23 protein-coding genes, 2 tRNA genes and 1 pseudogene are annotated in these 25,223 nt (G+C 42.0%); 13 read left to right on the plus strand and 13 right to left on the minus strand.

Going from position 1 to position 25,223, the window contains the following annotated elements; translation table 11 throughout:
* Positions 1 to 162 precede the first annotated feature (162 nt).
* Both ABNK31_RS05710 and ABNK31_RS05715 read left to right on the plus strand, forming a co-directional pair.
* Positions 163 to 1,371, plus strand: a complete 1,209-nt coding sequence (locus tag ABNK31_RS05710; RefSeq protein ID WP_418894733.1) for an IS110 family transposase — start codon at positions 163 to 165, stop codon at positions 1,369 to 1,371.
* Between the two features lie 586 nt (positions 1,372 to 1,957).
* Positions 1,958 to 2,623 carry a hypothetical protein gene (locus ABNK31_RS05715; RefSeq protein WP_418894734.1) on the plus strand — a complete coding sequence of 222 codons (666 nt, stop codon included), beginning with the start codon at positions 1,958 to 1,960 and terminating at the stop codon, positions 2,621 to 2,623.
* A 292-nt stretch (positions 2,624 to 2,915) separates the two neighbouring features.
* Here the strand turns inward: ABNK31_RS05715 and ABNK31_RS05720 are convergent, their stop codons facing one another.
* Both ABNK31_RS05720 and ABNK31_RS05725 read right to left on the minus strand, forming a co-directional pair.
* Positions 2,916 to 4,100 carry a multidrug effflux MFS transporter gene (locus ABNK31_RS05720; RefSeq protein WP_418894735.1) on the minus strand — a complete coding sequence of 395 codons (1,185 nt, stop codon included), beginning with the start codon at positions 4,098 to 4,100 and terminating at the stop codon, positions 2,916 to 2,918.
* 59 nt (positions 4,101 to 4,159) lie between these two features.
* Positions 4,160 to 4,933: a helix-turn-helix domain-containing protein gene (locus ABNK31_RS05725; RefSeq protein ID WP_418894736.1), complete on the minus strand. Its 774-nt coding sequence runs from the start codon at positions 4,931 to 4,933 to the stop codon at positions 4,160 to 4,162.
* 825 nt (positions 4,934 to 5,758) lie between these two features.
* On the opposite strand from ABNK31_RS05725, the gene ABNK31_RS05730 reads away from it, so the two are divergent.
* From ABNK31_RS05730 to ABNK31_RS05740, 3 genes are all read left to right on the plus strand, one after another.
* On the plus strand, positions 5,759 to 6,382 hold the full coding sequence (locus ABNK31_RS05730; RefSeq protein WP_321579694.1) for an AAA family ATPase: 624 nt from the start codon (positions 5,759 to 5,761) through the stop codon (positions 6,380 to 6,382).
* A gap of 56 nt (positions 6,383 to 6,438) precedes the next feature.
* Positions 6,439 to 7,752, plus strand: coding sequence for an MATE family efflux transporter (locus ABNK31_RS05735; RefSeq protein ID WP_418894737.1), 1,314 nt, complete (start codon positions 6,439 to 6,441; stop codon positions 7,750 to 7,752).
* Positions 7,753 to 7,945: 193 nt separating this feature from the next.
* Positions 7,946 to 8,278 carry a monooxygenase family protein gene (locus tag ABNK31_RS05740; protein ID WP_418894738.1) on the plus strand — a complete coding sequence of 111 codons (333 nt, stop codon included), beginning with the start codon at positions 7,946 to 7,948 and terminating at the stop codon, positions 8,276 to 8,278.
* Positions 8,279 to 8,343: 65 nt separating this feature from the next.
* Here the strand turns inward: ABNK31_RS05740 and ABNK31_RS05745 are convergent, their stop codons facing one another.
* Together ABNK31_RS05745 and ABNK31_RS05750 are read right to left on the minus strand one after the other, a co-directional pair.
* A complete protein-coding gene (locus tag ABNK31_RS05745; RefSeq protein WP_418894739.1) occupies positions 8,344 to 9,177 on the minus strand; it encodes a helix-turn-helix domain-containing protein in 834 nt (277 codons plus the stop codon).
* 418 nt (positions 9,178 to 9,595) lie between these two features.
* Positions 9,596 to 9,669, minus strand: a tRNA-Ala gene (locus ABNK31_RS05750).
* 170 nt (positions 9,670 to 9,839) lie between these two features.
* On the opposite strand from ABNK31_RS05750, the gene ABNK31_RS05755 reads away from it, so the two are divergent.
* Positions 9,840 to 11,117, plus strand: coding sequence for a hypothetical protein (locus tag ABNK31_RS05755; RefSeq protein WP_418894740.1), 1,278 nt, complete (start codon positions 9,840 to 9,842; stop codon positions 11,115 to 11,117).
* Positions 11,118 to 11,222: 105 nt separating this feature from the next.
* Here ABNK31_RS05755 and ABNK31_RS05760 read toward each other — a convergent pair.
* A tRNA-Ala gene (locus ABNK31_RS05760) sits at positions 11,223 to 11,296 on the minus strand.
* A gap of 77 nt (positions 11,297 to 11,373) precedes the next feature.
* On the opposite strand from ABNK31_RS05760, the gene ABNK31_RS05765 reads away from it, so the two are divergent.
* The 4 genes from ABNK31_RS05765 (at position 11,374) to ABNK31_RS05780 (ending at position 14,757) form a co-directional block, all read left to right on the plus strand.
* On the plus strand, positions 11,374 to 11,682 hold the full coding sequence (locus ABNK31_RS05765) for a DUF4286 family protein (RefSeq protein WP_418894741.1): 309 nt from the start codon (positions 11,374 to 11,376) through the stop codon (positions 11,680 to 11,682).
* Between the two features lie 6 nt (positions 11,683 to 11,688).
* On the plus strand, positions 11,689 to 12,249 hold the full coding sequence (gene ruvC / locus ABNK31_RS05770; protein WP_418894742.1) for a crossover junction endodeoxyribonuclease RuvC: 561 nt from the start codon (positions 11,689 to 11,691) through the stop codon (positions 12,247 to 12,249).
* Between the two features lie 79 nt (positions 12,250 to 12,328).
* Positions 12,329 to 13,321 (plus strand): SPOR domain-containing protein, encoded by a 993-nt coding sequence (locus ABNK31_RS05775; protein WP_418894743.1) that lies wholly within the window; start codon positions 12,329 to 12,331, stop codon positions 13,319 to 13,321.
* A gap of 203 nt (positions 13,322 to 13,524) precedes the next feature.
* Positions 13,525 to 14,757, plus strand: coding sequence for an aminotransferase class I/II-fold pyridoxal phosphate-dependent enzyme (locus ABNK31_RS05780; protein WP_418894744.1), 1,233 nt, complete (start codon positions 13,525 to 13,527; stop codon positions 14,755 to 14,757).
* Between the two features lie 130 nt (positions 14,758 to 14,887).
* Here ABNK31_RS05780 and ABNK31_RS05785 read toward each other — a convergent pair whose 3' ends face one another.
* The gene (locus ABNK31_RS05785) at positions 14,888 to 15,553 is read right to left on the minus strand and encodes a hypothetical protein (RefSeq protein WP_418894745.1); all 666 of its coding nucleotides are present in this window, start codon (positions 15,551 to 15,553) and stop codon (positions 14,888 to 14,890) included.
* A gap of 233 nt (positions 15,554 to 15,786) precedes the next feature.
* Here ABNK31_RS05785 and ABNK31_RS05790 point away from each other — a divergent pair, with 233 nt between their 5' ends.
* The 3 genes and pseudogenes from ABNK31_RS05790 to ABNK31_RS05800 all read left to right on the plus strand — a co-directional run bounded on the left by ABNK31_RS05790 (position 15,787) and on the right by ABNK31_RS05800 (position 16,772).
* Positions 15,787 to 15,963 carry a hypothetical protein gene (locus ABNK31_RS05790; RefSeq protein ID WP_418894746.1) on the plus strand — a complete coding sequence of 59 codons (177 nt, stop codon included), beginning with the start codon at positions 15,787 to 15,789 and terminating at the stop codon, positions 15,961 to 15,963.
* A gap of 176 nt (positions 15,964 to 16,139) precedes the next feature.
* A pseudogene (locus ABNK31_RS05795) lies at positions 16,140 to 16,453 on the plus strand (type II toxin-antitoxin system RelE/ParE family toxin).
* A 7-nt stretch (positions 16,454 to 16,460) separates the two neighbouring features.
* Positions 16,461 to 16,772: a HigA family addiction module antitoxin gene (locus ABNK31_RS05800; protein ID WP_418894747.1), complete on the plus strand. Its 312-nt coding sequence runs from the start codon at positions 16,461 to 16,463 to the stop codon at positions 16,770 to 16,772.
* A gap of 7 nt (positions 16,773 to 16,779) precedes the next feature.
* On the opposite strand, the gene ABNK31_RS05805 is transcribed toward ABNK31_RS05800, so the two are convergent.
* The 7 genes from ABNK31_RS05805 to ABNK31_RS05835 all read right to left on the minus strand — a co-directional run bounded on the left by ABNK31_RS05805 (position 16,780) and on the right by ABNK31_RS05835 (position 25,157).
* The gene (locus ABNK31_RS05805) at positions 16,780 to 17,106 is read right to left on the minus strand and encodes a hypothetical protein (protein WP_418894748.1); all 327 of its coding nucleotides are present in this window, start codon (positions 17,104 to 17,106) and stop codon (positions 16,780 to 16,782) included.
* Positions 17,107 to 17,118: 12 nt separating this feature from the next.
* The gene (locus tag ABNK31_RS05810; protein WP_418894749.1) at positions 17,119 to 19,869 is read right to left on the minus strand and encodes a TonB-dependent receptor; all 2,751 of its coding nucleotides are present in this window, start codon (positions 19,867 to 19,869) and stop codon (positions 17,119 to 17,121) included.
* A gap of 112 nt (positions 19,870 to 19,981) precedes the next feature.
* The gene (locus ABNK31_RS05815) at positions 19,982 to 20,473 is read right to left on the minus strand and encodes a hypothetical protein (RefSeq protein WP_418894750.1); all 492 of its coding nucleotides are present in this window, start codon (positions 20,471 to 20,473) and stop codon (positions 19,982 to 19,984) included.
* A gap of 111 nt (positions 20,474 to 20,584) precedes the next feature.
* Positions 20,585 to 21,559: a ferrochelatase gene (hemH, locus tag ABNK31_RS05820; protein WP_418894751.1), complete on the minus strand. Its 975-nt coding sequence runs from the start codon at positions 21,557 to 21,559 to the stop codon at positions 20,585 to 20,587.
* Between the two features lie 132 nt (positions 21,560 to 21,691).
* Positions 21,692 to 22,666: a type I phosphomannose isomerase catalytic subunit gene (locus ABNK31_RS05825; protein WP_418894752.1), complete on the minus strand. Its 975-nt coding sequence runs from the start codon at positions 22,664 to 22,666 to the stop codon at positions 21,692 to 21,694.
* A 1-nt stretch (position 22,667) separates the two neighbouring features.
* Positions 22,668 to 24,692 (minus strand): alpha amylase C-terminal domain-containing protein, encoded by a 2,025-nt coding sequence (locus tag ABNK31_RS05830; RefSeq protein ID WP_418894753.1) that lies wholly within the window; start codon positions 24,690 to 24,692, stop codon positions 22,668 to 22,670.
* Between the two features lie 15 nt (positions 24,693 to 24,707).
* A complete protein-coding gene (locus ABNK31_RS05835; RefSeq protein ID WP_418894754.1) occupies positions 24,708 to 25,157 on the minus strand; it encodes a YhcH/YjgK/YiaL family protein in 450 nt (149 codons plus the stop codon).
* Positions 25,158 to 25,223: the final 66 nt, after the last annotated feature.

Consider the following 25,223-nt stretch of genomic DNA (forward strand, 5'->3'; position numbering starts at 1 on the left):
TCCAATTATGGACAAATATACATAAAAGTATACACATATACACAGACCCATAAAAATTGAGTGTTCTGTTTGAGTCCGTTTGGGCCGGTTTTACACATTGATTTGAAATAAGCCACAACTTTCTCTATATTTGAAGATCATTAACCACTAAAATATTCAATAATGAAAAAAGTATGTGGCTTAGATGTGCACAAAGATAATATATTCTGTGCAATCTACAATGGAGAGAGTCATTCTCAAGTGAAAGAATATGCAACGCTGACCCCTGCAATCTATTCGATGGGTGAGTACCTGCAGTCGGAAGAGGTGGAGGAGGTGGCCCTGGAAAGCACGGGTATCTACTGGATTGCCGTGTGGGACATATTCTACGAGATGGGGTTCAAGTTGACGCTTGTCAACCCGTACCTGATCAAACAGATGCCGGGTCGTAAGAGCGACATCAAGGATGCCCAGTGGATAGCCAGCCTGTTGCACAAGGGCATGATGCGCGGCAGTTTCGTTCCTGCTCCCCTGATACAGGAGTTGCGGGTCTATTCCCGCAAATACGGCAAGCTCAGGCAGCAGGTGACCCGTGTGCTGACGTGTATGGACGCCATCCTGGTAAAGGCAGGTATCCGGGCGAGCAGTTGCCTGAGCAGTATCAGCACGAAAAGTTTCATGGGTATCGTCGAGGCGCTGATAGCCGGATGGACAGACCCGGGCTATCTTGTAAGCCTGGTGTACGGGAACAGGAAAAACAAGCAGAGCGGGAAATTAAAGGAGGCCCTTAGGGGCAATATCAGGGCGCACCACCGCCAGGAATTGTCCTGGGCGAAACAGGAGTATGACATATACCAGTTGCAGATATCGGAATGTCTGTCACAAATGGAGCGGATATGTGGCCTACATTTTGCGTTGCCGGTAAATCTTTTACAAACCATTCCGGGAATAAGCCGGATAGCGGCGATGACCATAATAGCCGAAACGGGTGGGGATATGAGTGTCTTTGAAAATAGCGGCAAGATTGTCGGATGGGCGGGATTGCGCCCGAGGAATGATGAAAGCGCCGGCAAATACAAGAGCACCGCTACCACCAAAGGCAACAAGTACCTGCGTTCGATCCTGGTACAGGTCTCCTGGGCGGCTTCCCGGTCGAAGGGTTCGTTTTTCAAGGAAAAGTTCCAACGCATGACCATGCGCAAGCCAAGGAAAAAGGCTCTGGTCGCCATAGCAAGGAAACTGCTCGTTGTCATATGGAACGTGCTCAAGCACACCAGGCAATACGATCCCCGGCTGGCCCCTGTTTACGATCCGGTGAAGATGAAAGCCCGGCTCGCATATTACAAGAAGGAGTACGAAAAAACAGCGAACATACTGAATATTAAGCTATAAGACAAGCGTAAAGGCCGGGTAACTTTGTGGTGGCTCAAGACCCCGTTTACAAATAGGCCAATGTCACAGTCGTCCCTGAAACGACCTCAAGAACACAGACCGGGGTTAATGCTGCTCCCAATAAGAGAAGACAAGCCCGCAGAAGAAAATCGCATATCGGAAGGCGTCACCGCGTCTTTGCCTGCAACCTTGTGGGTAGGGTGATTTATGCCTGTATCCAAACATCTTTCTCTATTTAGCTCCATTTTTCTTTGAATATGGGGGGAATTTATAGAAGAAAGATACAAATTTTATTACATTCAGAATGAAATTCCGGTGTTTAAATGGGGGAGGGGAATAGCCCTTTTCCTTCATATGGCATACCCGGATAGGAATTGACTTAAGAAATATAATATTTTGAAATTGAAAGAAGTAGACAGCCGACAAACGGAATTCGGAGAAAAAGAATAGAAATTATTCCACAGGAGATCAGAGGAGTGTTGCTTTTAATATTAATTATAGGTGACGACACACCGCCTATCCACTAATTTACTAATTTTGTGACGTAAGATTAACAGAACAACAAACTATTAAAAATTGAGTTGAAATGAAAAAACTATTTTTACAACTTCTACCCTTAATGGGAATCATTGTCTTATTCTCTTGTAAAGGGAATTCAAAATCAAATCAAACGACCGAATCGCAAGCTCTGGTACAGGAGCTTGATGCTAAGGACGAAATCACAAAATGGAAACAAGAATTGCTCGATGCCAAACAGATCGGACAGCCTTGCACGGGAGATCTCGCAAGCTGGAGCAATCAGAATCCGAATCAGGAAAACGGCTTGCCTGCCGATGAAAATGCTTACGGATCGCAAAAGGCTGATGTCAATGGCGATGGCAAACAAGACCTTTTAATTTATTTTATGAGTGAAAATTGCAGCGGCCATAATGGAGGAACTCCAACTTATGCCCGATTGGTTTATTCTGACGGAGACTCATATAAAATAAATGACGCATTGACGACTGAAGTAAAAAATGCAATTTTAGCCGAATACAACAAGTTGAAAGAATCCGACAAGACATTCAAATCGGTTTCGAACAATTTTCTGGACGAAACAACCACCATTACCGGATATGAAAACGGTGTGAAAGGCGCTTACAGTCTTTATGCCGAAGATGATGCCCATTGCTGCCCGTCCTATTCCGGAACGTATGTCTATGACGTGAACTCAAAAAGTATAACGATCGACAACAAAGTAAACGGAAAATAAAAGATTCTCGATATTCAAAAAATGAAGCCGCCATTTTCTATAAAAGGCGGCTTTGTTTTTTTGTATCTTCAAGAAAGGCCTTGATTTTTCAAACCCGAAATCAACGCTTCGGGGATTGTGGGTTCCAACAGACGTTTCAACTGATCCCGAACAGTGCCAAAATTATGACGGATCGGATAGGTTTTGTCGTTTCCACATTCTTTTAATATCCATTGATTGGGCGAAAACGGCGAAACGCAAGCGACGGGTCAAGGAGGAGGCTGTTGCCGGCGCAAGCGTTGCTCAATCGAAATCAATTTTTTATCTTAGCAAAAAGTACCACGAATCCGACTACGCAGCACAAGAAAAATTCAATTCCAATAGTGAGAATCGTTCCGTCCATCATAAGACTGGAAATAAGCGTACAGACAAAAGCGGTTGCAATTTGGATTGCCCCGAACAACGATGATGCCGTACCGCTACTGCCGGAGAATGGAGTTATTGCTAAATCTGTTGTGGTCGGGAATAAAATACCGATAGAAAAGACGATCGTAAAAAGATAAATAAAAAATACACTCAAAATTAGGCTCTTGGAAATATCCATAGATATTATTATTAGCATTACCACGCTGGCAAGAGTCATGATAAAGAGGGTGTATTTTACTATTTTTTTTGGGACAATATATTTCTGCAAGAAGCTTATTATGGATGAACCAATCATCAACCCAACCGCATTTATAGCGAAGATCAAACTGAACATATCTTTGGAAAGACCCGCTATTTCCAATATTAAAAAAGGTCCGGTGGAGGTATAAATCATTAAAATCCCATTTGCGATACCTGCAACCAATGAATAAATAAAGAATTTCCGTACTTTCAGGATATTTAAATAGCCTTTTAGGACGTTAGTCTCTGACTTTACAGGATTTTTATTTGTTTCAGGCAAGAAAAATAACGTAAGTACAAAGAACAATGCCCCAAAGATAGCCAATATTCCAAATAAGCCTCTCCAACTCAGGAATTTTAAAATAATATTGCCCAATGATGGAGCTATAATGGGAGCAATCCCCATTATCATCGCTAATATGCTAAACATCTTTAAGGTCTGATCTTTCTTAAAATAATCGGTTATAATGGAACGGGAAATTACCACTCCTCCACATCCTCCGATAGCCTGGATAAAGCGTACGCCCCATAATTGTTCTATTGTCTTAACATGAGCGCACGCCAGGGAAGCAAGGATAAAAATAAGAAGAGAGAGGAAGATCGGCTTTTTTCTTCCAAACCTGTCGGCCAAAGGTCCCCAAAATAATTGACCAAGCGCAAACCCTCCCAGAAATGTTGACAGTGATATCTGGACGGAGGCAACAGAAACATTAAAGGTTTCCGAAATAGCTATAAAACCAGGTAAATACAAATCGGTACTCAGCGGTTCCAAAGCTGTAAGAAAAGATAAAATAATGATTATGCCCCATTGTGATAAACCTAAACCTTTCATTTTTTTTTCGCGCAAAGGTAGAGCGTTCAACAGGCATAGCGCTTATACTTTTCGTCCGATTAGTTGGATAAAAAAACAGAGAGGCCTTCTATAAATTCTTTTGGAGACATGGATGTTTGTTGTTTAAAAAAACGGGTAAAATACGACGGTTCACTAAATCCTAAATCAAATGATATTTCTTTCAGATTCTTTTTTCCTCGAATAATCTCTTCTTTTATTTCCAAAATAAGACGTTTTTCCAGGAACTGCTTAGAAGTCAGTCCTGTTATCGTTTTTACCAGTTCGTTTAGCTTTTTTGGCGTTACCGACAATTCTTGCGCATAAAAATTCACTTCACGCTTATTAATAAAGTATTTATCGCTTAATTGGATGAAATGAGCAAAGAGAAGATCATTTTTATTTCGGGCAAGAGTATCTTCCTTTAAAAAGGAGGAGAGATGAAATAAAAACGATTGCAGATAACTTTCCATTAATACGACTCTATTTAATCCTTTATATTCCTGTAAAATCAGAATTATCAAAAATTCCAATATCCTCTTTTCCTGATTGTTCAGAGATATAAATACATTTGAGAAATATCCATTCAGGTAATCGGAATTTATGTTTTGATTTATACTGAAAAAGATATCGTTATGTATGGCAAATAGAAATCCCTTCTTGCCATGAATATCCATTTTAGTCATCTGTCCGGGAAATATTACAACAATCCGGTCCTCTTTTATCGTAAATTCATTAAAATCTATAAAGAAAGAGTTGTTTCCACTACTTTCCGTAAACCATATTACTTGATGAAAATCATATCGTTTGTGGTTTTGAAAGAGTGATTCATTCATATCTTCCAATTTGAATAGTTCGATTGTGAATTTATCCAAATTATGATTCTCAAAAATTTCTTTATCGGGCTTCATATTTACACCTATCATAAACGGGGGGCAAAAATACGAAAGATTGACCAGTTCTATGGATAGAAAAAAGAGTTTATCTGTAATAAATGCAAAAGCCGTCCGCTACGGATAGCTTTTCAGAACACAATTTTTGATGTTTACGGGCACTATTTCAAAAGCTTATACCTATTTGTCTAAAACATGCCAGATAAAGTCTATTTTGTATAAGCTATGCGGGTTTATAAGTCCGTAAATTTGTATTCGCTATAATAATAGGTCTATTTTTATGAAGAAGTATTTTTGTATTTATAAAACAAGCGTGTTTTTTCTCTTTATATCGTAATCGGTATGTGCACTTTATGTCAATTATACATTTGATGTGCTGTAATTATTTTGTTTTTAAATAGATACATTATAAAAGTCTTTCCCGACTTATATTAAAAGAATCATAGTTTTTATTTCAATAAATATCTATTACAGAGTCAGCTATGAATTTGGAATATTTACACATATTAAAAAATCTGACCGAAGCTCAGGTATGGAAGCTTTCCGAAGAAGATGTTTTTAATATTATTGAATTATTCAGAACCGGAATTGTTTCCAAGGTGGAACAATCGAGATATTCAAAAATTCTTGAGAACGTATTTGAGGTCCGGACAATTAGTTTCAGACAAGAACTTACAGAGACACATCTGCGAAAATTGGGTTTTGTTTTTTTCAACGCTACGAGCAATGATAGTTTGTTGATAGGGATACATAAACGTAAAAAATAATATGATTATTACCATCAGCCGCGAGTTTGGCAGCGGAGGACGTGAACTTGGCAAACGTTTGGCTGAGATACTCGGAATTGCCTATTATGATCAGGAGATTATCGCCGGGATCGCCCAAAGAAGCGGCCTGGCGGAAGAATATGTGAACAGCATCATAGAAAAGCGTCCTGTTACCTACTATCCGATTACTATCGGCCAAACACTTACGGCTGCTTTCACTCCTCAACTTGACTTCAGTTTGAAGGCCTATATTGAACAAAGTAATATTATTAAAGAACTGGCGTCAAAAAGCGATTGTGTGATCATTGGCCGCGGAGCCGACTATATTCTCCGGGAATATAATTCATTCAACATATTTGTGTATGCAGACATGGATTCCCGACTGCAACGCTGCCGTCAAAGAGCGCCGGAGAACGAACAGTTATCCGATGCCAGAATGAAAGCCCGCATTAAAGCCATCGATAATGATAGAGGCCGATACTACCAATTCTTCACAAACCGGAAATGGGGAGAAAAAGAGAATTATACCCTTTGCATAAATACCTCGAAGACTGTAATTAAAGATATTGCCATTCCGGTATCGGGGCTGCTCAAATCGATGTCGCATACGCTAAGCGGTAAGTGAGTTATAGAGAGCGTGTGAGGATTATGGACTATAAAGTTTTATACGAAAAAACCTCGATGGCTAAATTATTTACCATCGTCGCGGTTCCTGGCGTTATCAGTATGCTGGTATCGGCGCTCTATCAAATCATTGATGGAGCCATCGTCGGGAAAGTTTTGGGATCCGCTGCCTTTGCTGCGGTGAATCTTGTTATGCCGCTTGTCATTATCAACTTTTCAATCGCCGATCTGGTCGGTGTTGGGTCATCGGTGCCGATCGCCATTAAGTTGGGAGAGAAAGATGAAAAAACAGCCAGCGAGATTTTTTCGAGCGCCTGCCTGCTCATCGTGGGATTGGGGACTATTCTCGGCGGAGTCTTGTTTTTTTCCGCTGAACATTTAGTGCGTCTTATGGGCGCTGACGAAGAAATCGTGGCCATGTCTGCACAGTATTTGCGCATTTACTCCGTTTGTTCTCCGGTTACAACCATTATGTTTGCGGTAGACAATTACCTGCGCATCTGTGGCAGAGTAAAGTATAGCATGTTTCTTAATATACTGCTGTCGTTCGTCAGCGCCGGATTGGAAATCGTGTTTCTATTGGTTTTCAAGATGGGCATCGAAGGCGCATCCCTTTCAACCTGCATCGGGTTGCTCCTTTGCGTTGTTCTTGCATTTAAGCCATTCCTGCGAGGTAAAATGCAGCTTCGATTTGTAAAGCCCCGGTTTGACCGTACAATACTGATGAGCATTTTTGCAAATGGTGCCCCTACTTTTCTCAATAATATTGCCGGACGGGTTACTTCGATTATCATTAATGTGTTCTTGTTGCGCTTAGGTGGAGCCACCGCCATATCGGCTTATGGTGTGCTGATGTATACGGATAGTTTGGTGCTGCCGATCCTTTATGGGCTTTGTGATTCTTTGCAGCCGGCGATCGGATACAATTACGGAGCTCAAAATTACAGTCGTATCTGGCAGATAGAGCGCAGATGCTTTGCTATTTGCGGCGTTTTATCGATAGTGATGACAGCCATTATACTTTTACTAAGAGAGCCTATCGTCGGTATTTTTGTGAAATCGGATGACACTGCGCTGATTGCCCTGTCGGTGCACGCATTGTCATTGTTTGTCTTCGCCTATCTGACGCGTTGGATATCTTTGGCTACGCAAAGCTATCTGTCGGCAATAGGAATGGCCGGTTATGCAACGATTATATCCCTTAGCATAGCGTTGGTTTTTCCTCTCATCGTTCTTTTTTCTCTCCGTTCCCTCGGACTGGACGGACTTTGGCTCAATTTACCGGTTGCGTCTCTGATGGCGGCAATTTTGGCGGCGATTCTTTTGCTTGTTCATTCCAAACAGTGGCGGCGGCTGAAAGAGAATATATAGAAAGATTATGGATGCATTTTATTTAGAATCCGAAATAAAATCACTAATTTTGTATCGAGTCGTTTTGAGGAAATACAGTGTAAAATGCAGAAATAGGTGCGGTTGCCAATTCTTTGCTTCTATCGCTGAAAAAATCCTCTTACAGCATTTTATTCAAAAGGTTATTCCTGAAAGATGATTTTAAAATAAAAATATGTATATAGTATATCGTGATATTAAAGCGGAAAAAGATGTTTCAAATCTTGTTATCGACATGTTTTCGGAACCATCTTTAATGGAAAGTGCAAACGGGTTTATTCGTACAGAAATATTGTTAGATAAATCGGATAGATATTTTGACAAAATAAAGGTGGTCAGTTATTGGGAAAATAAGGAGTCTTTAAAAAAATGGCAGACGAGTAAGGCGCATTTGGAAATGCATAAGTCTTTTAGAAACACAAAGTATAGCTCATTGGATTTTACGTCGATTGAGCAAACGTTTGAAGAGTACGAACTTTTTAAAGTGATCAATTATATACATCCCTAATTCGCAAAAAGACGGATTGATTTTTATCCGGGAATGTCAGGATGCAATTTGTAGTCTCATAGGGATTAATCGTTGTCTCTATGAAATGAATTTCTGAACTCTTCCGGTGTTTTTCCACTTTTGATTTTAAAAAAACGAGTAAAATAAGATGCTTCTTTAAAACCTAATTCGTAGGCTATTTCTTGGAAAGATAGTTCATCGGAAACTATTTTCCGCTGCGCTTCCAGAAATATACGTTCTTGTATAATTTGTTTTATCGTTTGTCCTATATATTTGGTGCAAAGCCTATTTAATGTCTTTTGACTTACACCCAGTTGGTGAGCATAGAAATCTACATTCTGAGATGTTTTATAAGAATCTTCAATCAAATTAAATAAAAGATAGATTCGCTCATCGTATTCTCCTTTGTAATACAAATGTTTACCTGATATTTCCAATATTAAAATAAGAGAATTGAGGAAAGAGTAAAGCAATCTCTCTCTTTTTTTATGCATATATTCATAATACATTAGTTCAATAAGCCGGATCGCCAGATTCATCTCTTCCTTATCGTCATTATAAGTTATTACATTGGGGAATATTTCCGAAGTAAATAACTTAAAGTCTGAAGAAGTAAAGAAATCAGGAGATATTGCTATCAGGAAGCCTTTCTGGTGGTTATAATTCAATTTATAGGCTTGCCCCGGCTTCAATATGTAAAAAGTATGAATGGACAGAGGATACTCTACAAAATCGATTGAATGAGTATCATTTTCGGAAATTTCCGTAAAAAACAGAATTTCATAAAAATTATGTCGATGCAATCCTTCAAAATTAAGGGTATCGCATTGCTCCATTTTCTCGATAGCCAGTATATTCAGACTCTCTAATTGATGTATAGGTATATTCTTTTGAAACATATCTTTTTAGATCTATGTATTTCGTTTAAAAATTGAAAGCCCGGACAAATAAATGCCCGGGCTTTTAGTTATGGATTTTTATCTATATTGTTATCCTTTCATCGACGTAACTCATACTTATAACTTTCCGGACACATTGTTCGCTCGTAATATGTACGGAAAAAAGGAACACGTAGTATGTTATTTAAATGCTTCATTCCGGCACAAAATTAAACATTCTTTTTTACATGCAACTTATTATTCTGAATTATTCGTGGGTAAATATGCCTCATTAAATGGTCGTGTATTATTTGTGTAAGAATGTTTTTGATGATTGTTGTACAGGCTTATTTTTAAGTTGAGTATCTCGTATTTTATGGAAAGACCTGACTTTTTCAATAGGAAGAAGTCTTAATACTTTTATCGAAAGGAGTGGGGGTGGAGAATATCGGACTCGAACCGACGACCTTTTGGATGCGAACCAAACGCTCTAGCCAACTGAGCTAATTCCCCAAATGATGGTGCAAAAGTAAATGAAAAGCGTGAGTTCTCCAAATTGATTTTGCTTATGATAAAACCGGCATCTTCACTAAATGTTTTCCATTCATAGCATTAACACTTATGCCAAAAGTTTGTATCTTTGGTGTCGAGAGTAAAGCAGAGGTAAAAATAGAGGCGGAAAAATGAGTGAAAAGCAATATATAATTACTGAAAGGGCGCATTTCATGTGTCCCAACATGCACTTTGGAATTAAGGCAAAGATAGCTGTAGGATATAATTTTTCTAAAGTGAGACGGACATTAGATTTTCTTGCAAATGCACATCCTTTTTTGAAAAGTCTCATTAAAACAGAGCACACAACAAGAAAATTATTCTACGAATATTTTTCGGAAATGCAAGTTCCAATTATTGAAAAACAGGATTGTAACTTATGGGACAATGATTATCAGGCGCTCACAGAAGGTGGGTGGAATGTTTTTCAGGAGTGTTTATTAAAGGTCGTTGTTTTTCCGGCGAAAAATGATTTTGAGATTTTATTTATCGCTCATCACCTGTTGGGGGACGGGCGGAGTATTCTTGGACTTATGTGCGAATTTACCGATTGCTACGTTTCGGGAAATGCGCCCAACTATATAGGTGTACAGTTGATTGGTTCCATACATGATTTACCGGTGGGCAGCGATTTGCCACTGATAAGTAAAATGATTATCAACAAAGCGAATCATTATTGGCAGAAGGAGAAACATACGGTAAATTATACCGAATATCAGCGTTTTGAGAAAGATTTTATTCATAATAACCCTATAACGTATGAAACTGAAACATGGGAAAAGGAAAAGGTCAACGGGTTATTGAGCCTCTGTCGGAAACACGGTATTTCGCTCAATGATTATCTTGTGGCTGAAATGATGTGTAAAGAGCAAATTGACCGGGTGGTTATTGCTGTTGACATTCGGGAACAGGTTAGTGGTTATCACAAGGGGGCTCTTGGTAATTATGCGACAGCAATAAGTATTAAAGATGCTTCTAAATCGAAGACCCTAATACAAAAAGCGGAAATGGTTGCAAAGAAGATTAAGCGAAACTTAAATAATAAGCAAAGACAGATGATGATACTTGCCTGCTATTTTCGCCTTCATCCCGGATTGATTGATGCCGCTGCTATTTCTACAATGGGGAATTTTAAAAGCAAAGCGGGAAAATTTGTCGGGTCACTCATACTCGGCTATGCAAAAAGAAACGGATATAGTGTTACCAATCTCGGAAACGTGAACAATCCATATATAGTAGAAGGCCTGTTTATCCCTCCCGCTTCTCCCGCAAACAAAAAAACAATGGGGGTACTGTCTGTCAATCATCGGATGAAAAAATGTACGGTTTGCTATGAAAATGTACAAACTTTTGAAAACAAATCGAAACATACAATGACGAACTTCGTGAATCCTGAATCTTTAGGTTGAGCCTCCCTAATGGATAATAAAAAAGGGACTTCCTAATGAAATAGCAATAATAGCCGTCTCTCTTAAGAAATCCCTCGTGTAATTAATGTACTGTGACTCAGGTTGTGGAGAATATCGGAATCGAACCGATGACCTTTTGACTGCCAGTCAAACGCTCTAGCCAACTGAGCTAATCCCCCGTTTGGTGGTGCAAAGATAGAGATTTTGTTTATATTTGCAAATCGAAATGTTACAGAATAATTAAAAAAATCCCAGTATGATTGTTTTTAATACAACCTTTCACGTCGAAGAGGAGGTTCATGAAGATTTTATCGAGTATATGCTACAGATATTTATTCCTCATTCCACCCGCAGCGGACTGCTCACATCGCCTCGCCTGGCACGTGTCATGGGAAAAGAAGAGGATGAGGGGTATTCTTATGCGATGGAGTTTACGGCTTCGGGTATCGCTGAGCTCGATCGCTGGAACGCAGAGGAAAGCACTTTTATTTATACTCCCTTATTGCATAAATTCAAAGAGAAAATAGCCGGGTTCTCTACTGTTATGTTAACTGTCGATTATTAGTCGTAAATGGTCAAGGAACGGATTATCATGGGGGTGGATCCCGGAACGCAGGTCATGGGATATGGCATTCTGAAAGTGCTGGACAATAAGCCTTCGCTGGAAGCCATGGGGGTCATTAATCTCAATAAGTATGACGACCATTACCTGCGTTTGGCTAAAATTTATGCACGGATTCTCAGTTTGATTGAAGAATATTTGCCCGATGAATTGGCTATTGAAGCTCCTTTCTATGGAAAGAACGTACAGAGTATGCTCAAGCTGGGGCGTGCGCAAGGGGTGGCCATGGCGGCTGCCATTTCGCGCGATATTCCTATTTTTGAATATGCGCCGTTGAAGATTAAGATGGCGATCACGGGAAACGGCCGCGCGGCTAAAGAACAGGTGGCGTATATGTTGCAGAAAATTTTGCATATTCCCGATGAAAACATGCTTCCTCAACTCGATGCCACCGATGGCTTGGCTGCTGCATTGTGTCATTTTTATCAATCGAATGTCGCTTCGAAGGACGATTCGTATAAAAGTTGGAAGGATTTTATCCATAAAAACGAAGGACGGGTGAGAAGATGAAGTATGAGGTATGAAGGACAATGAATTATTTTTGGAAGATTTTGTCGTTTGAGAGAGGATATTTTTTTATCTTTGCCACATGAAGGATTTGATTTCCCATATTGAATTCCTACTGCATACGTACGATTGTGTAGTGGTCCCCGGATTCGGGGGATTTGTCGTGAACGCTGTGCCCGTCCAAAAAGACGGCATTGCGGCTTTTCGCGCACCTGCTTATGAGTTGGTATTCAATCGTAATCTTTCTTACAATGACGGGTTGCTTGCCGAATCATATCGCCGGATCAAAGGGGTGTCATTCGAAAAAGCTACACGTATGATTGAAGAGGATGTGCAACGCTTAAAGCAGGAAATAAGGCAATACAAACGGTTAAAAATGGCGGCTCTGGGCGAATTCGTACTGAACGAAGAAGGACGACTTTTGTATTTGGCGCCTCCCTTTGTCCGTCCCGATATTTTCGGATTGACGGATGTTGCGTTGAAGCCGGTGATTCAAATGAAGCCTGTGAGTGCTTCCATACAATCGGTAAAGAAGCCTGTGATGCGGAATATCGGTATGGGAGCTGCTGCTGCGGCCGTTGTCGCTTTATTGTTGACCATATTACCTGCCGGTGATACGTCAACAATTCATCAAAATGCCCAATTGTTTAATGAAAGCGGGCTTTTCCAACGGTATGAGCCTTCAAAGGGCATCTCGAATGCTGCGCCTGTCGCAGATATTTTTACAGGAACAAAAAACCGAACGGTTTCAACGGCTCCAAGCGAAGCCCTCTCGCACTCCGAAACAGTAAACCCTTCTTCGGCGGTAAACAGTACAGTCGGCAACGAAAGCCAAATAGCCGATGCGAAGAGGTATTATATCGTAACCGGCGTGTATAAAATGCCGGATGTTGCACAGAAAGCGATACAGACTTTAAAAACAAAAGGATTTCGCGACGTGTCGCAACTCAAACGGTCGGGACGTACCGATGTGTGCATCGCCTCTTTTCCCGACAAAGCCGATGCGGAAGTCTATTTGCGACAAGTACATGCACAACATCCTTCGCTACATGACGCATGGATACTGCATTATTAATTAAGATTATATAGTCAAGTGTAAATGAAACGGACTTATTTTTATATTATTATTCAAATTCTATTTTTCCGAATGCGTAGGTTACAGATATCCTAGAAGAACGATTTCTGTTTCTTAGAAGAAGAAACAAAGATGAACCGTTTGAGTAAAACGGTTTTTATTTTTAAATTTATCTGTTATACTTTTGCATAAAAAATTAGAAAATGAATTATTCAAGTTACGAAGCATCATTATTATCTACGCCTTATTCTAAACAAGACGCTTACCGATCGTTATCGATCCCAGTTTATAACACTGCCGCATTCGAGTTCGAAACAGCCGCCGATATGGAAGCTGCCTTTTGCGGCCACAATCAGGAGCATGTATATTCGCGCATTACGAATCCTACGGTCCAATATTTTGAAGACCGCGTGAAGGCGATTACCGGAGCCCCGGAAGCGACTGCTCTTAATTCGGGGATGGCGGCGATCTGCAATACGATCTTATTATTGGCCTATAACGGCGCAAATATCGTCACGACACGGCATTTATTCGGAAACACTTTTTCCTTTTTGGCCAATACGTTGAAGCCTTACGGAGTAGAAGTGCGCTTTTGTGATGTGACCGATGTGGAAGATGTCAATAGGAATATCGACCAAAATACGTGTGCGGTGTTTCTCGAAATTATCAGCAATCCGCAGATGGAAGTCGCCGATCTGAAAGCTTTGAGCCGCATTACCCGAGAAAAGAATGTCCCGCTGATTGCCGATACGACGATCATCCCGTTCTCTGTTTTCCGCGCTGCGGATTTCGGAGTGAATATCGAAATCGTCTCCAGCACGAAATATGTCTCCGGAGGGGCAACCAGTCTGGGAGGATTGATTATCGATCATGATAATTTTGATTGGCATCATACCCCTAAGTTGAAGGACTGGGCCGAACAGTTCGGAAATGCCGCCTTTCGTGTCAAGCTACGCAAGGAAATCCACCGCAATCTGGGAGCATATATGACTCCCCAGACAGCTTATATGCAATCGTTGGGACTGGAAACATTGAACTTGCGTTATGAAAAGCAAAGCAGCTCTTGCTGTAAACTTGCTGCCAAACTGCAAGAATTACCTCAAATAGAATCGGTCAATTATCCGGGACTGAAAGATAATCCCTACTACGACATCAGCAAGGAACAGTTCGGACTGAATCCTGGAGCGATGTTGACATTCGATATGGCTTCCAAAAAAGAGAGCTTCGATCTTATCGACCGGGTGAAGTTGATTCGCCGTGCCACCAATTTGTTCGATAATAAAAGTCTTATTATTCATCCGGCAACGACTATTTTCGGTACTTTTAGTCCCGCTCAGCGCGATGAAATGAATATATCGGATAAAACCATCCGTCTATCAGTAGGCCTCGAAGAGGTCGAGGATTTATTTGAAGATATTCAACAGGCGATCGGGTAAATACATAACTCCTAAAAATGTTTCTTTTACTCTTTTAATGATGCCTTTTGATGCATCCTCAACTAAGAAACTGTTTAAATTTCTTACGAAAGGCGGAAATTTAAACAGTTTCTTAGTGGATAGTATCTTTTTATTTCTTTTCTTCTTCCTTCGGACTTCCGCCCCGGTCGATGATGATGCGGGCGTTCTTGTAATCCCTGTAAAAGTCGGTGCCGGCGAACATGGTCATCAGACTGTCGAGCTTGTAAAGGCTTTGGCGTTGTTCTTTCTTTACTTCGGGGATGGTCTGGTTATGGCGTTTGCGTTCCAAGGTCAGATTACGGGGTTTGTCCGTCAGCGCCTTATATGAAGCCATCAATGTTTTTAGACCGGTCATTTTCGTTTCGTCAACGTCATAATCCGCCAGCAACGGCACCAACGGCAACACGCGATTGTAAATGTCTTCCACTTTGTGGTAAGCCGTTTCTTCTCCCATATTCACGAGGGACCCGCGGCTGACCCGCAGTTGGTCGTGCAATCCGTAGTCGCCGGTATCGAGGGCATAGATCGAGACCCTCCGGGCGATGGCGGCCGCCTCCGTATACATTTCGAGGGCTACGGCATCCTTATTATCCGTGAAACCTTTGGTTACGATAAGCGAGCCTATCGCATGCGGCTCCATTTTTTCCACAGCTGAGTCAAATATGCCTACTTCCGTAGCTACTCTTGGTTTTTCCTTCCAAACCGGTTCGTATTGGTGGAGGACTGCCTTCACGTTACGAGCCATTCTTTGTGAATTTGAATCTCTCGTATTCATAATGAATTTAGTTTTATATGTTCAAATTTAAAAACGCCGTAAGTTAGTGCCTATTTTCAACCTAAACGAATATTCTGAATTAATTGAAGTTAAATTATCTTTCATTTTGGCTTTTTCACAGTTAATAATATGAAATCGGCTATAAATTCAGACGTTATACACGATGCCAAGGCTGGTTACAAGAAGATAAAACCATTAGGAAGGATTTGTCCGACTACGGAATTATCGAAAAAATGAACGTGAAAATTCACTTTTGGTGCATCGCTGATACGCAGCATGGGAACTTTTTCACGGGTCATAAAACTCCTTACCGGCAACCACCAATCTTGTTTTATCCGGAAACAGAACTCAACGCCCTTGCTCCTGAGCAGATAAAAAAAGTAAATGGATTTGGGACAGCCGACAAATGATTCTTCATCAATTAATCCTGATATGTTTGTTAATAATTCTGTTCTATAATCGCTCGTTAACTAAATGACATTGATAGAAAGAGGGAAAAACAAGTTTTGTTCTCTCTAAAAGAAATAATCCGCTTTTTTTGCGGAAAAGAAAAAAGCAGTACCTTTACACTGTTTGGGAAACGAACGTGGAAATAAAGTTTGAAAAAGAGTATTTGCGGGAACTGTACGAGATTGGAAAGACAACGGATAAAAAACACCGTTTCCAACCGCAAGTTGTTTCAAAATACAAAAAAACGGTCATAATTTTGAAATCCGGGAGGTCGAAGACCTTTTCCGATACAAAGGCTTGCATTACGAAGCATTGCACGGTGACAAAGAGGGTTTGGAATCCGTCCGCGTGAACGACCAATACCGTATCGAGTTCAAAATAACAAAAGTAGTTTCCGAAACCGTTGTAACGATATGTAATATTTTAGAATTGTCGAACCATTATAAATAAAACGATTATGGGTAATTTAGGATATGGGTACACCCCCACACACCCCGGCGAAGTATTGAAAGACGAAATTAAATACCGCGGTATTTCTCAAACCGCTTTGGCAAAACGAATGGGAATGTCATACAAGGTTTTGAACGACATATTGAACGAACGCCGACCGCTTACTATCCAGACAGCAATGATGTTTGAAGCTGCTTTGGATGTTCCCGCATACTCGTTGATTAACATTCAAACCGAATACAATATGCAAATGGCGCAATCAGACAGCAAATTAAACAAACGCCTTGCCCAAATACGCAAGCTCGCCGCCGTGATGTAATGTTCTGTTAGGCGAGGTTTTCACACATCGGGTGCGACGGAATGCGTTTCCTTGCCGTAAGCATGACAAAAACGGCTGCAAGAATAACAAAAACGAACGTCTGCATGATAAAAACGACTGTAAGGACGACATAATGGCCTGTCAGCAGTAGAAAAACAGATGTAAAAGGGACGCAACGGCATGTAAGCAACACAAAACGCGCTGTCAATGCGACAAAAAGGAATGTTACTCGTACATAAATCGTCGTCGAGGGTACAAAAATCAATATCCATGCAACGAAAACCGGCTTCCGCATCGCATAAACGACTTGCAAGACGATGGCCGCACGATACATACCGATGTTATATTATCCGGCAGGAACTTCTCCATCGCCACCTCCCTTGAAGAAGTTGAACCGGTAAATAAAATGAAACATAAAATAGCCGGTGAGGGTGTTTGTGGTCGTATCGGTGATATAATTTGAGGATACCATCCGCTGGATATTACTTCGTTGCTGGAGGATATCGTATATTTTAAAACGGATGGTGCCGTTTTTCTTGCGCAATATTTGCTTCTCAATGGCCGCATCCCACCATAATTCATTTTGTTTAAATCCGTCGGAGTATCCCGAATTGGATGAATAGCGTATGTCGGTCTGCAATTTTATGTCGTATGGCAATTCGAGGAGGGCATTTGTCGAGCCGCCATAGTTCACATATTGCCGGTCGTTTTGTCCACCTATACTATTTTTGACATCGTTATAAGAAATGTTTCCATTAAGGGTGACAGAGACTTTCTCGGAACGGTAATTGAAACTCAGGTTTTCGGAAAGGTTGATTTGGCGGCTGATATTTTGTTCATTATTGGAAAAGCCGGCCGTTTCGTTGTATCCTCCGTAGGTTGATGAGTTAAAGCTGAATTTCTTGTTTATGAAGGGCTGATTGGTTATAAAGCTCAGGTCGACATTCCAGTTTCCGTTGACATTTTTATAGGTGTTTTCGTTGCGCCCGGTTGCCGGATCGGTGTATCGTGATGATACAATTGCATTTTGTGTAAGATTGAAGTTTCCATACAACATATAAAAGCGATTCTTTTCGTGTTCTGCATGTTGGTATTGCACGTCCATGCGATGACGGAACGAGGGTCTCAGGTGAGGGTTGCCATACGTTATGTTTAAAGGGTCGGAAATGTCGACTACCGATGACAATTGATCCACGGAGGGCTGTTGTGTATTGCCGCGATAGTTGAAGCGGATGCTTTTTTGTCGTGACCAGTTGTAGAAGAACTGGGCATTCGGGGAGAAGTTGGTTGCCGGTTGCTCAATGTCGTTTGCCAGCGAATCTCCGATAAATGTTTTTCTTTTGGAGGTGGAAGGGTATAGGCTTAGTCCGGCCGAGTAGGTATATTTCTCTTTGCGCGCGCGGAAAGTGAGAGACAGATCCTGATTGTTATTGTTGTTTACATATCGTTTACTGTATTGTTTGTCAAAGACGGTATATTGTCCCAATGAGTCGGCGGTGCGGGTATCCCTGTCCGATTCGGAGCCGTTTTGACGATATTGATAGGTTAGTTGCAGAAAATACGCTTTGCCTAACGGTTCCATGTACGATAAGAAGGTGCCGAAAGAGGAACTGTTGTTGTTATTGGTAATGCGCTGATCGATGCGGTCACTGGGTTTTGTGCCGTTGTAATGCGTATCGGAACGGTTTTCGGCTTTGTTGCGTGTTTCATTTTCCGAGATGTTCACACTGAAATGGATATTTCTGCCCGGCTTACGGAAACGACGGCTTATATTGAGATTGGCTCCGAAGTTGTTATTATTGCCTTCGGAAGAGTAATCGGAATTGCCCTGATTAATGGTATCGTTTCTTTCGGCTGAGGCTGTAACAAAGGTGCCGCTCCGCGTTCCTCGATTTTGAGATAAGGAAAGATTGGGGCGGAAGTTGATGGACGTCAAAGTGTCGGGGCGCCATTCCAGTTGCAGGTCGAAGTTTATATGGTGGCTTTGCTCAAAAGAACGGTCGTTTTTGTCTTCGTTGGTATTACCCGAACTTAAGAGGTTTTGAGTATGCGTTTTCGAAAGTTCCTCACTATTCGAAGCATCATAGTTGACGCTTCCTCCCAAATCGAATTTATCGGAAAAGGTTTTATTGAAATTGGATCCTGCGTTGCCGGACCTGCCCACACCGCCGCTTGCTCCGGAATACATACCGCCTCCTCCGCCTATAAATCCCATACTCATAGTATTGCCATAACCGCCCATGAGTCCGCCATTGTTGGTGTTATTCAATCCGCCGATAAATGTCATTTGGTCTTCACCGATCATCGAATTCACCATTGCACTGGTTTCGTAACGGTTTTTACTGCCGTATCCGGCATTGAGATTTCCGAAGGCTCCCCGTTTCATCGATGGCTTTACGGTGAGGTTGATGACCATTTGTTCTTCGCCGTCATCGAAGCCGGTAGTCTTTTCGCTTTCCGATTTTTTATCTACCACTTGCACCTTATCGATCATTTTAGCGGGCAAATTTTTGGAGGCAACCTTCGGATCGGAACTGAAAAACTCCTTTCCTTCCAATAATATTTCTTTGATTTCCTTTCCGTTGACTTTTATTTTTCCGTCTGCTCCTACTTCCACTCCCGATAACTTTTTGAGCAGATCTTCTACCATCGCCGATTCGCTCAGTTTATGGCGTCCCGCATCGTATTCCAGCGTGTCTCCTTTCAGGATTATTTCCGGTGCAACGGCCGTGAAGACCATTTCATTAAGAAGAATATCCTGTTCATGTAATGCGATGGTATCCAGTTCAGCAAAAGGGCTTTCGGAAGAAATGTTCACCTGTTGTATGACGTCGGCATATCCGATGTATGAAATACGGGTGAAATAAGCGCCTTTGGGGGCATACATCGAAAAAGAACCGTTTTCCTGCGATAAGGTTCCGGTTATGAGAGTGCTGTCGCTTTTTTGTAGAAGCCGAATGGTGACTCCGGGTAATGCTTCGCGGTTTTGCGCGTCGATAACCGTTCCGGTTATGTTGGCGTAAGGATGTCGGTTTTGCGCATGTGATAGAGCGACCGATATGCAAAGGAAAAGGAAAAAGAAAGCGGTTTTTTTCATTCGAATGTTGTTTTCTAATCTAAATGCTGTCGCGCATAGTCAAAAGGATCTCTACACGGCGGCATGTCAACAACGACAAAAATAAGAATATTCTCGCGAATAGTCGGTTATTTCATTTCCAAAATCGTATTCTTTGTGTCCATAGATAAATAGACGAGCAGAAAATGTAGACTAAAAATGAGATGAAAAATAGTTTCTGAAAAAGATTATTCAGATAGATACTTTTTTCGAAAGACTCAGCCATCGAAAATATCCACAAGGCATTAGACACGATAGCGAACACCCATCCCCACGATTTCATATGGAGCAAACCGATAATGCTGAGCGCCGAAGCTACGGAAAGCCAGATGAAACTGATTTGACTCATTTCTTTACCGGCTGCAAGAAAAATTTGGGATGATATCGAATAGATACGGGGAGATTCTGATGTTTCACCCTGCAAATGAGAACCGATCTTGATCCCTAAAAAAATCATCCATCCGATAAATTGCAGGAAGACGATTATCGTAATTGCCGACGACCTCTTTATCCGGGGTTTGTGCCGAATGGAAATGACTTTCATTTTATCGGTCGGCATAAATAATGAGCGGCTGAAATTTTCCATCGAATATAAAAACAACTTCTTAATCTAAATGCAAAAGTAAATCATAACTATTGAATTCAAAAACCTTTTTGGTTAAGTTTTTGTGAACATTTTAGGACGTAAAAAAAGAAATCACCGTCTTATCCCATCGGATATGATTTTCCAAACCGCTTCCACCCAAACGGGGGTGTCGTTAAGAGACGGGATGAATACGAACTTCTCCCCGCCTGCTTCCATAAACAATTGGCGGGCCTCCCAATCCACATCGTAGAGAGTTTCCATGTTATCGGAAAGGAATCCAGGCGTTATTGCGGCTACTTTTTTCCATCCCTGCCGTGGAAGGTCGGTTATATCTTTATCTAAAAAGGGTCTGAGCCAATTTTTACCGCGTTGAGAGGAGTAGAATAAAAAAGTGTCGTGAAGCGATATACCCACGTTCTCGCAAAACAAGCGGTTGGTTTCTTTCAATTGATACACATAATCGAAATCTTTCCCTTTTTCCCAACCGACTTTGACTTGTTTTACCGGAAGGCTGTGATAGCTGAACACGAGCCGGTCGACATCATCCAAGTAGGGACGGGCATTCATTGCCAATGCCTGAATATATGCGGGATGATTGTAGAATGGTTCTACAAACTTCAACCGGAAAGAATGCGCACGTCGGTAAAATATGCGGCCTACTTCGTTGACGACTGTCTGCGTGGTCGATTGGGCATAATGGGGAAACATCGGGAAAACAATCAGTTCATGCATCAGCGGACATTTTTCTTCTAATCGTTTAAAAGCATTTTCTATAGATGGTTCTCCATAACGCATGGCTATCTCCGTGGGGATATTTTTCGTTTTTTCCAATTGATTTGCCAGATTGCGCATATGGTAAAGGATAGGTGAAATTTCAGGAGTCTCTTTTCTCCATATCAATTTGTATTTTTCTTTCGATTGGGAAGCGGATAGAGGCGCTATGAGGTTATGTGCCAAAAACGCCGATAACCATTCGCTATACCCTAATAATAAAGGATCCGACAACATGTCGCCGATGAATTGTTGCACATCCGCTTTGTGAGTGGTTGCAGGCGTACCTACATTTACTAATAAAAGCCCTTGCATATCCGATTGTCGTTTTGTTTATGACGGGTACACCCTATGTCGGCGTACCCTTCTATGATTATATATTCAATTTTTTAAGCCCTCGTTTTTCCGTTTCCAACTTCTAATCTCCAACCTCCGACTTCTAGTCTCTTATTTAATAAATGTTTCAAGAAGCTTCAAGGCGCCTTGTGGGTGGATATCGATGTTTTGTGTGTCGGCCGGAATAAGCACCGATTCTCCTTGACGGATGGACACTTTGTTCCCTTTATGGTCGGTTATGTGCCCACTCCCTTCTATACCTATATATATAATGAACGAATCGAGGTTGGAGTAATCTTGTGATAAAGGAGCGTTCAGTTCCAATAGCGAGGTCGTAAAATACGGACACGATACGAGTTCCACAGGACGATTTTGTTCCGGCGTATAATCGGTTTTGTACGAGTCGTGCATACCATAGTCGATGGCATCCTTCGCCAGATCGATATGCAGTTCGCGAGTATTGCCTTGTGCGTCCTTGCGATTGTAATCGTATATGCGGTAAGTAATATCCGACGTCTGCTGTATTTCGGCAACGAAGCAACCGGCGCCGATAGCATGTACGCGGCCAGCCGGCAGGAAGAACACGTCGCCGGGTTGTACGCTGTATTTTTTAAGGGAGTCGGTAAACGTGTTGTCTTTGACTTTCTCTACATATAATTCCGGATTCATCGGTTTGGCAAAACCGGTATATAGGAACGCGTCGGGAGTGGCATTTACTACATACCACATCTCGGTTTTACCGAACGAGCCGTGTCGTTTGGCGCTTAGTTCGTCATTCGGATGCACTTGGATAGACAGGTCGTCGCGTGCATCGATAAACTTGATCAGCAGCGGAAAGGTTTTGCCGAATTTGTCGTATACTTTTTTTCCTACAAGTCGGGTCGTGTTGCCGGCTAACAGTTCGTCGAGCGATTGCCCCTCCAGAGGGCCGTCGGCCACCACCGACACATTATTCTTTACGCCCGATACCTCCCAGCTTTCGCCGATGCCGTCTTGCGGTTCGAGATGTTTGAATTTACAAATATCGGATCCTCCCCAGATAACGGGTTTGAGGATCGGTTTGAATTTGAATGGATATAAGTTCATTTTATTTTTGTTGATTAAGTAATTTTAAAACCAGGCCTGTGCGTGCCGGAAGATACGCTTTGAGCCAACCCTTGCCGTGCGGTGCGTAGAGCGGATCATGTTGGGTGAAATGATGGATACGGTCGTCATTCAGGCCGAAACCGCCGAACGGAAGAGCATCCGTATTCAACACGATTTCATATTCGCCTTCCGGAGCCAGTATGCCGTAATCGCTGTAAGACTTCTGCGGATGAAAATTGTAGATGAATAGCAATTTGTCGCGCATATAGGCCAGGATATTGTCTTCGTCTTTATCCCATATCTTGTTAATGGGAGTTGTCTGAAAGTCGGGAACCGACCGTATTAATCGGATCATCGCCTTATCGAAATCGCCCAGATAATGATACTTCAGGTTCGTATCGTCCGCCAAGTGCCATTGTCGCCGAGCGTATTTGTGCGACCATCCGTTGCCTTCGCGGGGAAAATCGATCCATTCCGGGTGCCCGAATTCGTTGCCCATAAATGTCAGATAACCGCCGTTTATCGTTGTCGCCGTCACCAGCCGGATCATCTTATGGAGAGCGATACCCCGGTCCACGCGATAAGAACTCTGCATCAACTTCGACATAAACCAATACATGTCCGAGTCGATAAGCCTGAAAATGATTGTCTTGTCGCCTACCAGCGCTTGGTCGTGGCTTTCCACATACGAAATAGTCTTTTCGTCCGCCCGACGGTTGGTCGTTTCCCACCAGATAGCCGTTGGATGCCAATCTTCGTCTTGCTTTTCTTTGATCGTTTTAATCCAGAAATCGGGGATATTCATGGCCATACGATAGTCGAAGCCATAGCCGCCTTTCTCAATTTTGAGGGCCAGCCCGGGCATTCCGCTGACCTCTTCGGCGATAGTCACGGCGTTCGGATTTACCTCATGGATAAGTTTGTTGGCGAGGGTAAGATAACAGATAGCGTCCGGATCCTGCCTGCCGTTGTAGTAATCGGCATATGTCGAGAAGTTTTCGCCGAGTCCGTGGCTGTAATATAACATGGACGTGACTCCGTCGAAGCGGAATCCGTCGAAATGGAATTCTTCCAGCCAATATTTGCAGTTCGAAAGAAGAAAGTGCAGCACTTCGTTTTTTCCGTAATCAAAGCAAAGCGAGTCCCATGCCTGATGATAGCGCCGTTGCGGGTCACTCGGGAAGTACAGGTCGTATGATCCGTCTATACGGGCGATCCCTTCCGCTTCGTTTTTAACCGCATGCGAATGTACGATATCCATAATCACCGCAATGCCCATTTCGTGGGCTTCGTCTATCAGCGCTTTGAGTTCGTCGGGCGTGCCGTTTCGTGAAGAAGGAGCGAAAAAGCTCGACACGTGATATCCGAACGATCCGTAATAAGGATGCTCTTGAATAGCCATAACCTGTATGGCATTATAGCCGTTTTCTTTGACACGCGGCAGCACTTGTTGCCGAAATTCGTTGTATGTGCCGATACGTTCCTCTTCGGTAGCCATGCCCACGTGGCATTCGTAAATCAGCAGCGGAGAGGTATCCGGCTTAAAACCGGTATTCCTGAAAGTGTAATAATGTTCCGGATCCCAAACCTGGGCGCTGAAAATCAATGTATCCGGATCTTGAACGACTCTCTTGCACCATGCCGGAATGCGCTCGCCATTGCCTCCGTCCCAACGGACAAAGAGTTTATAAAGGTCGAGATGATGGATCCGTTCGAGCGGAATTTTTACTTCCCATACGCCGTTGCCTTTATTTTTCAGTCGGTATGACTCCAAACGCTGCCAACGATTAAATGTTCCGGCCAGAAAGATTTCCGTTGCTCCCGGAGCCCATTCGCGGAGCACCCATTCTTTATCGGTCTTTTGTAGTCCGAAATATAAATAGCCGGTAGCAAAATCCGATAACGAATCGCGCCCGTTTTGGGTGAGTTCTTTTTCTTTATCGATATTATGGCGGTGTTGTGCTTCGATTATCTCCGAATACGGTTCCAGCCAAGGATCGTTTTTTATCATGTCTAACATATCCATACACGAATTAATGTATTAAACGACGGGGACTTTCACAATGATTTTTTTTATCTGTCCTTCTCCGATAAGTGGTGCATGGGCATCCTCAGGAAAGAAAATGACAAATTCTTCCGGGGACACGGTCACATACGTCGAGGGAGCATCAGTATAGAATTCGATATCATTGCTTTCGTCATAAGCATTATCTGCCGGATATAATTTTCCGGCAGTCTTCCATCCGAAAGTTTCGGCATGAGTAAGAGGAATTTGTATGTCAATGAATTTGCGGTGTGTTTCCAATTTGGCATCTTTTTTTTCACGCAGGGTTGTTTCCACTGTCGAAGCTTTTAGTCCTGTTTCGTTCAATAAAATGGTACCGGTATGGATTTCAACTTCCTCCGTTGCCTTAACGTGTGAAAACACTTGTTCGAAAAGCGGATGTAAGTGGAAATAACGTGTGGCGTTGATTAGGCTGTCTATGATCATAATCCTGTTTCTTTATAATAAATCTGGTGCTACAAAGATAAAAGAAAAAAAACATTTATCTTTGCC

This window comes from Limibacterium fermenti, assembly GCF_041902845.1.
Taxonomy (GTDB): domain Bacteria; phylum Bacteroidota; class Bacteroidia; order Bacteroidales; family Dysgonomonadaceae; genus Limibacterium; species Limibacterium fermenti.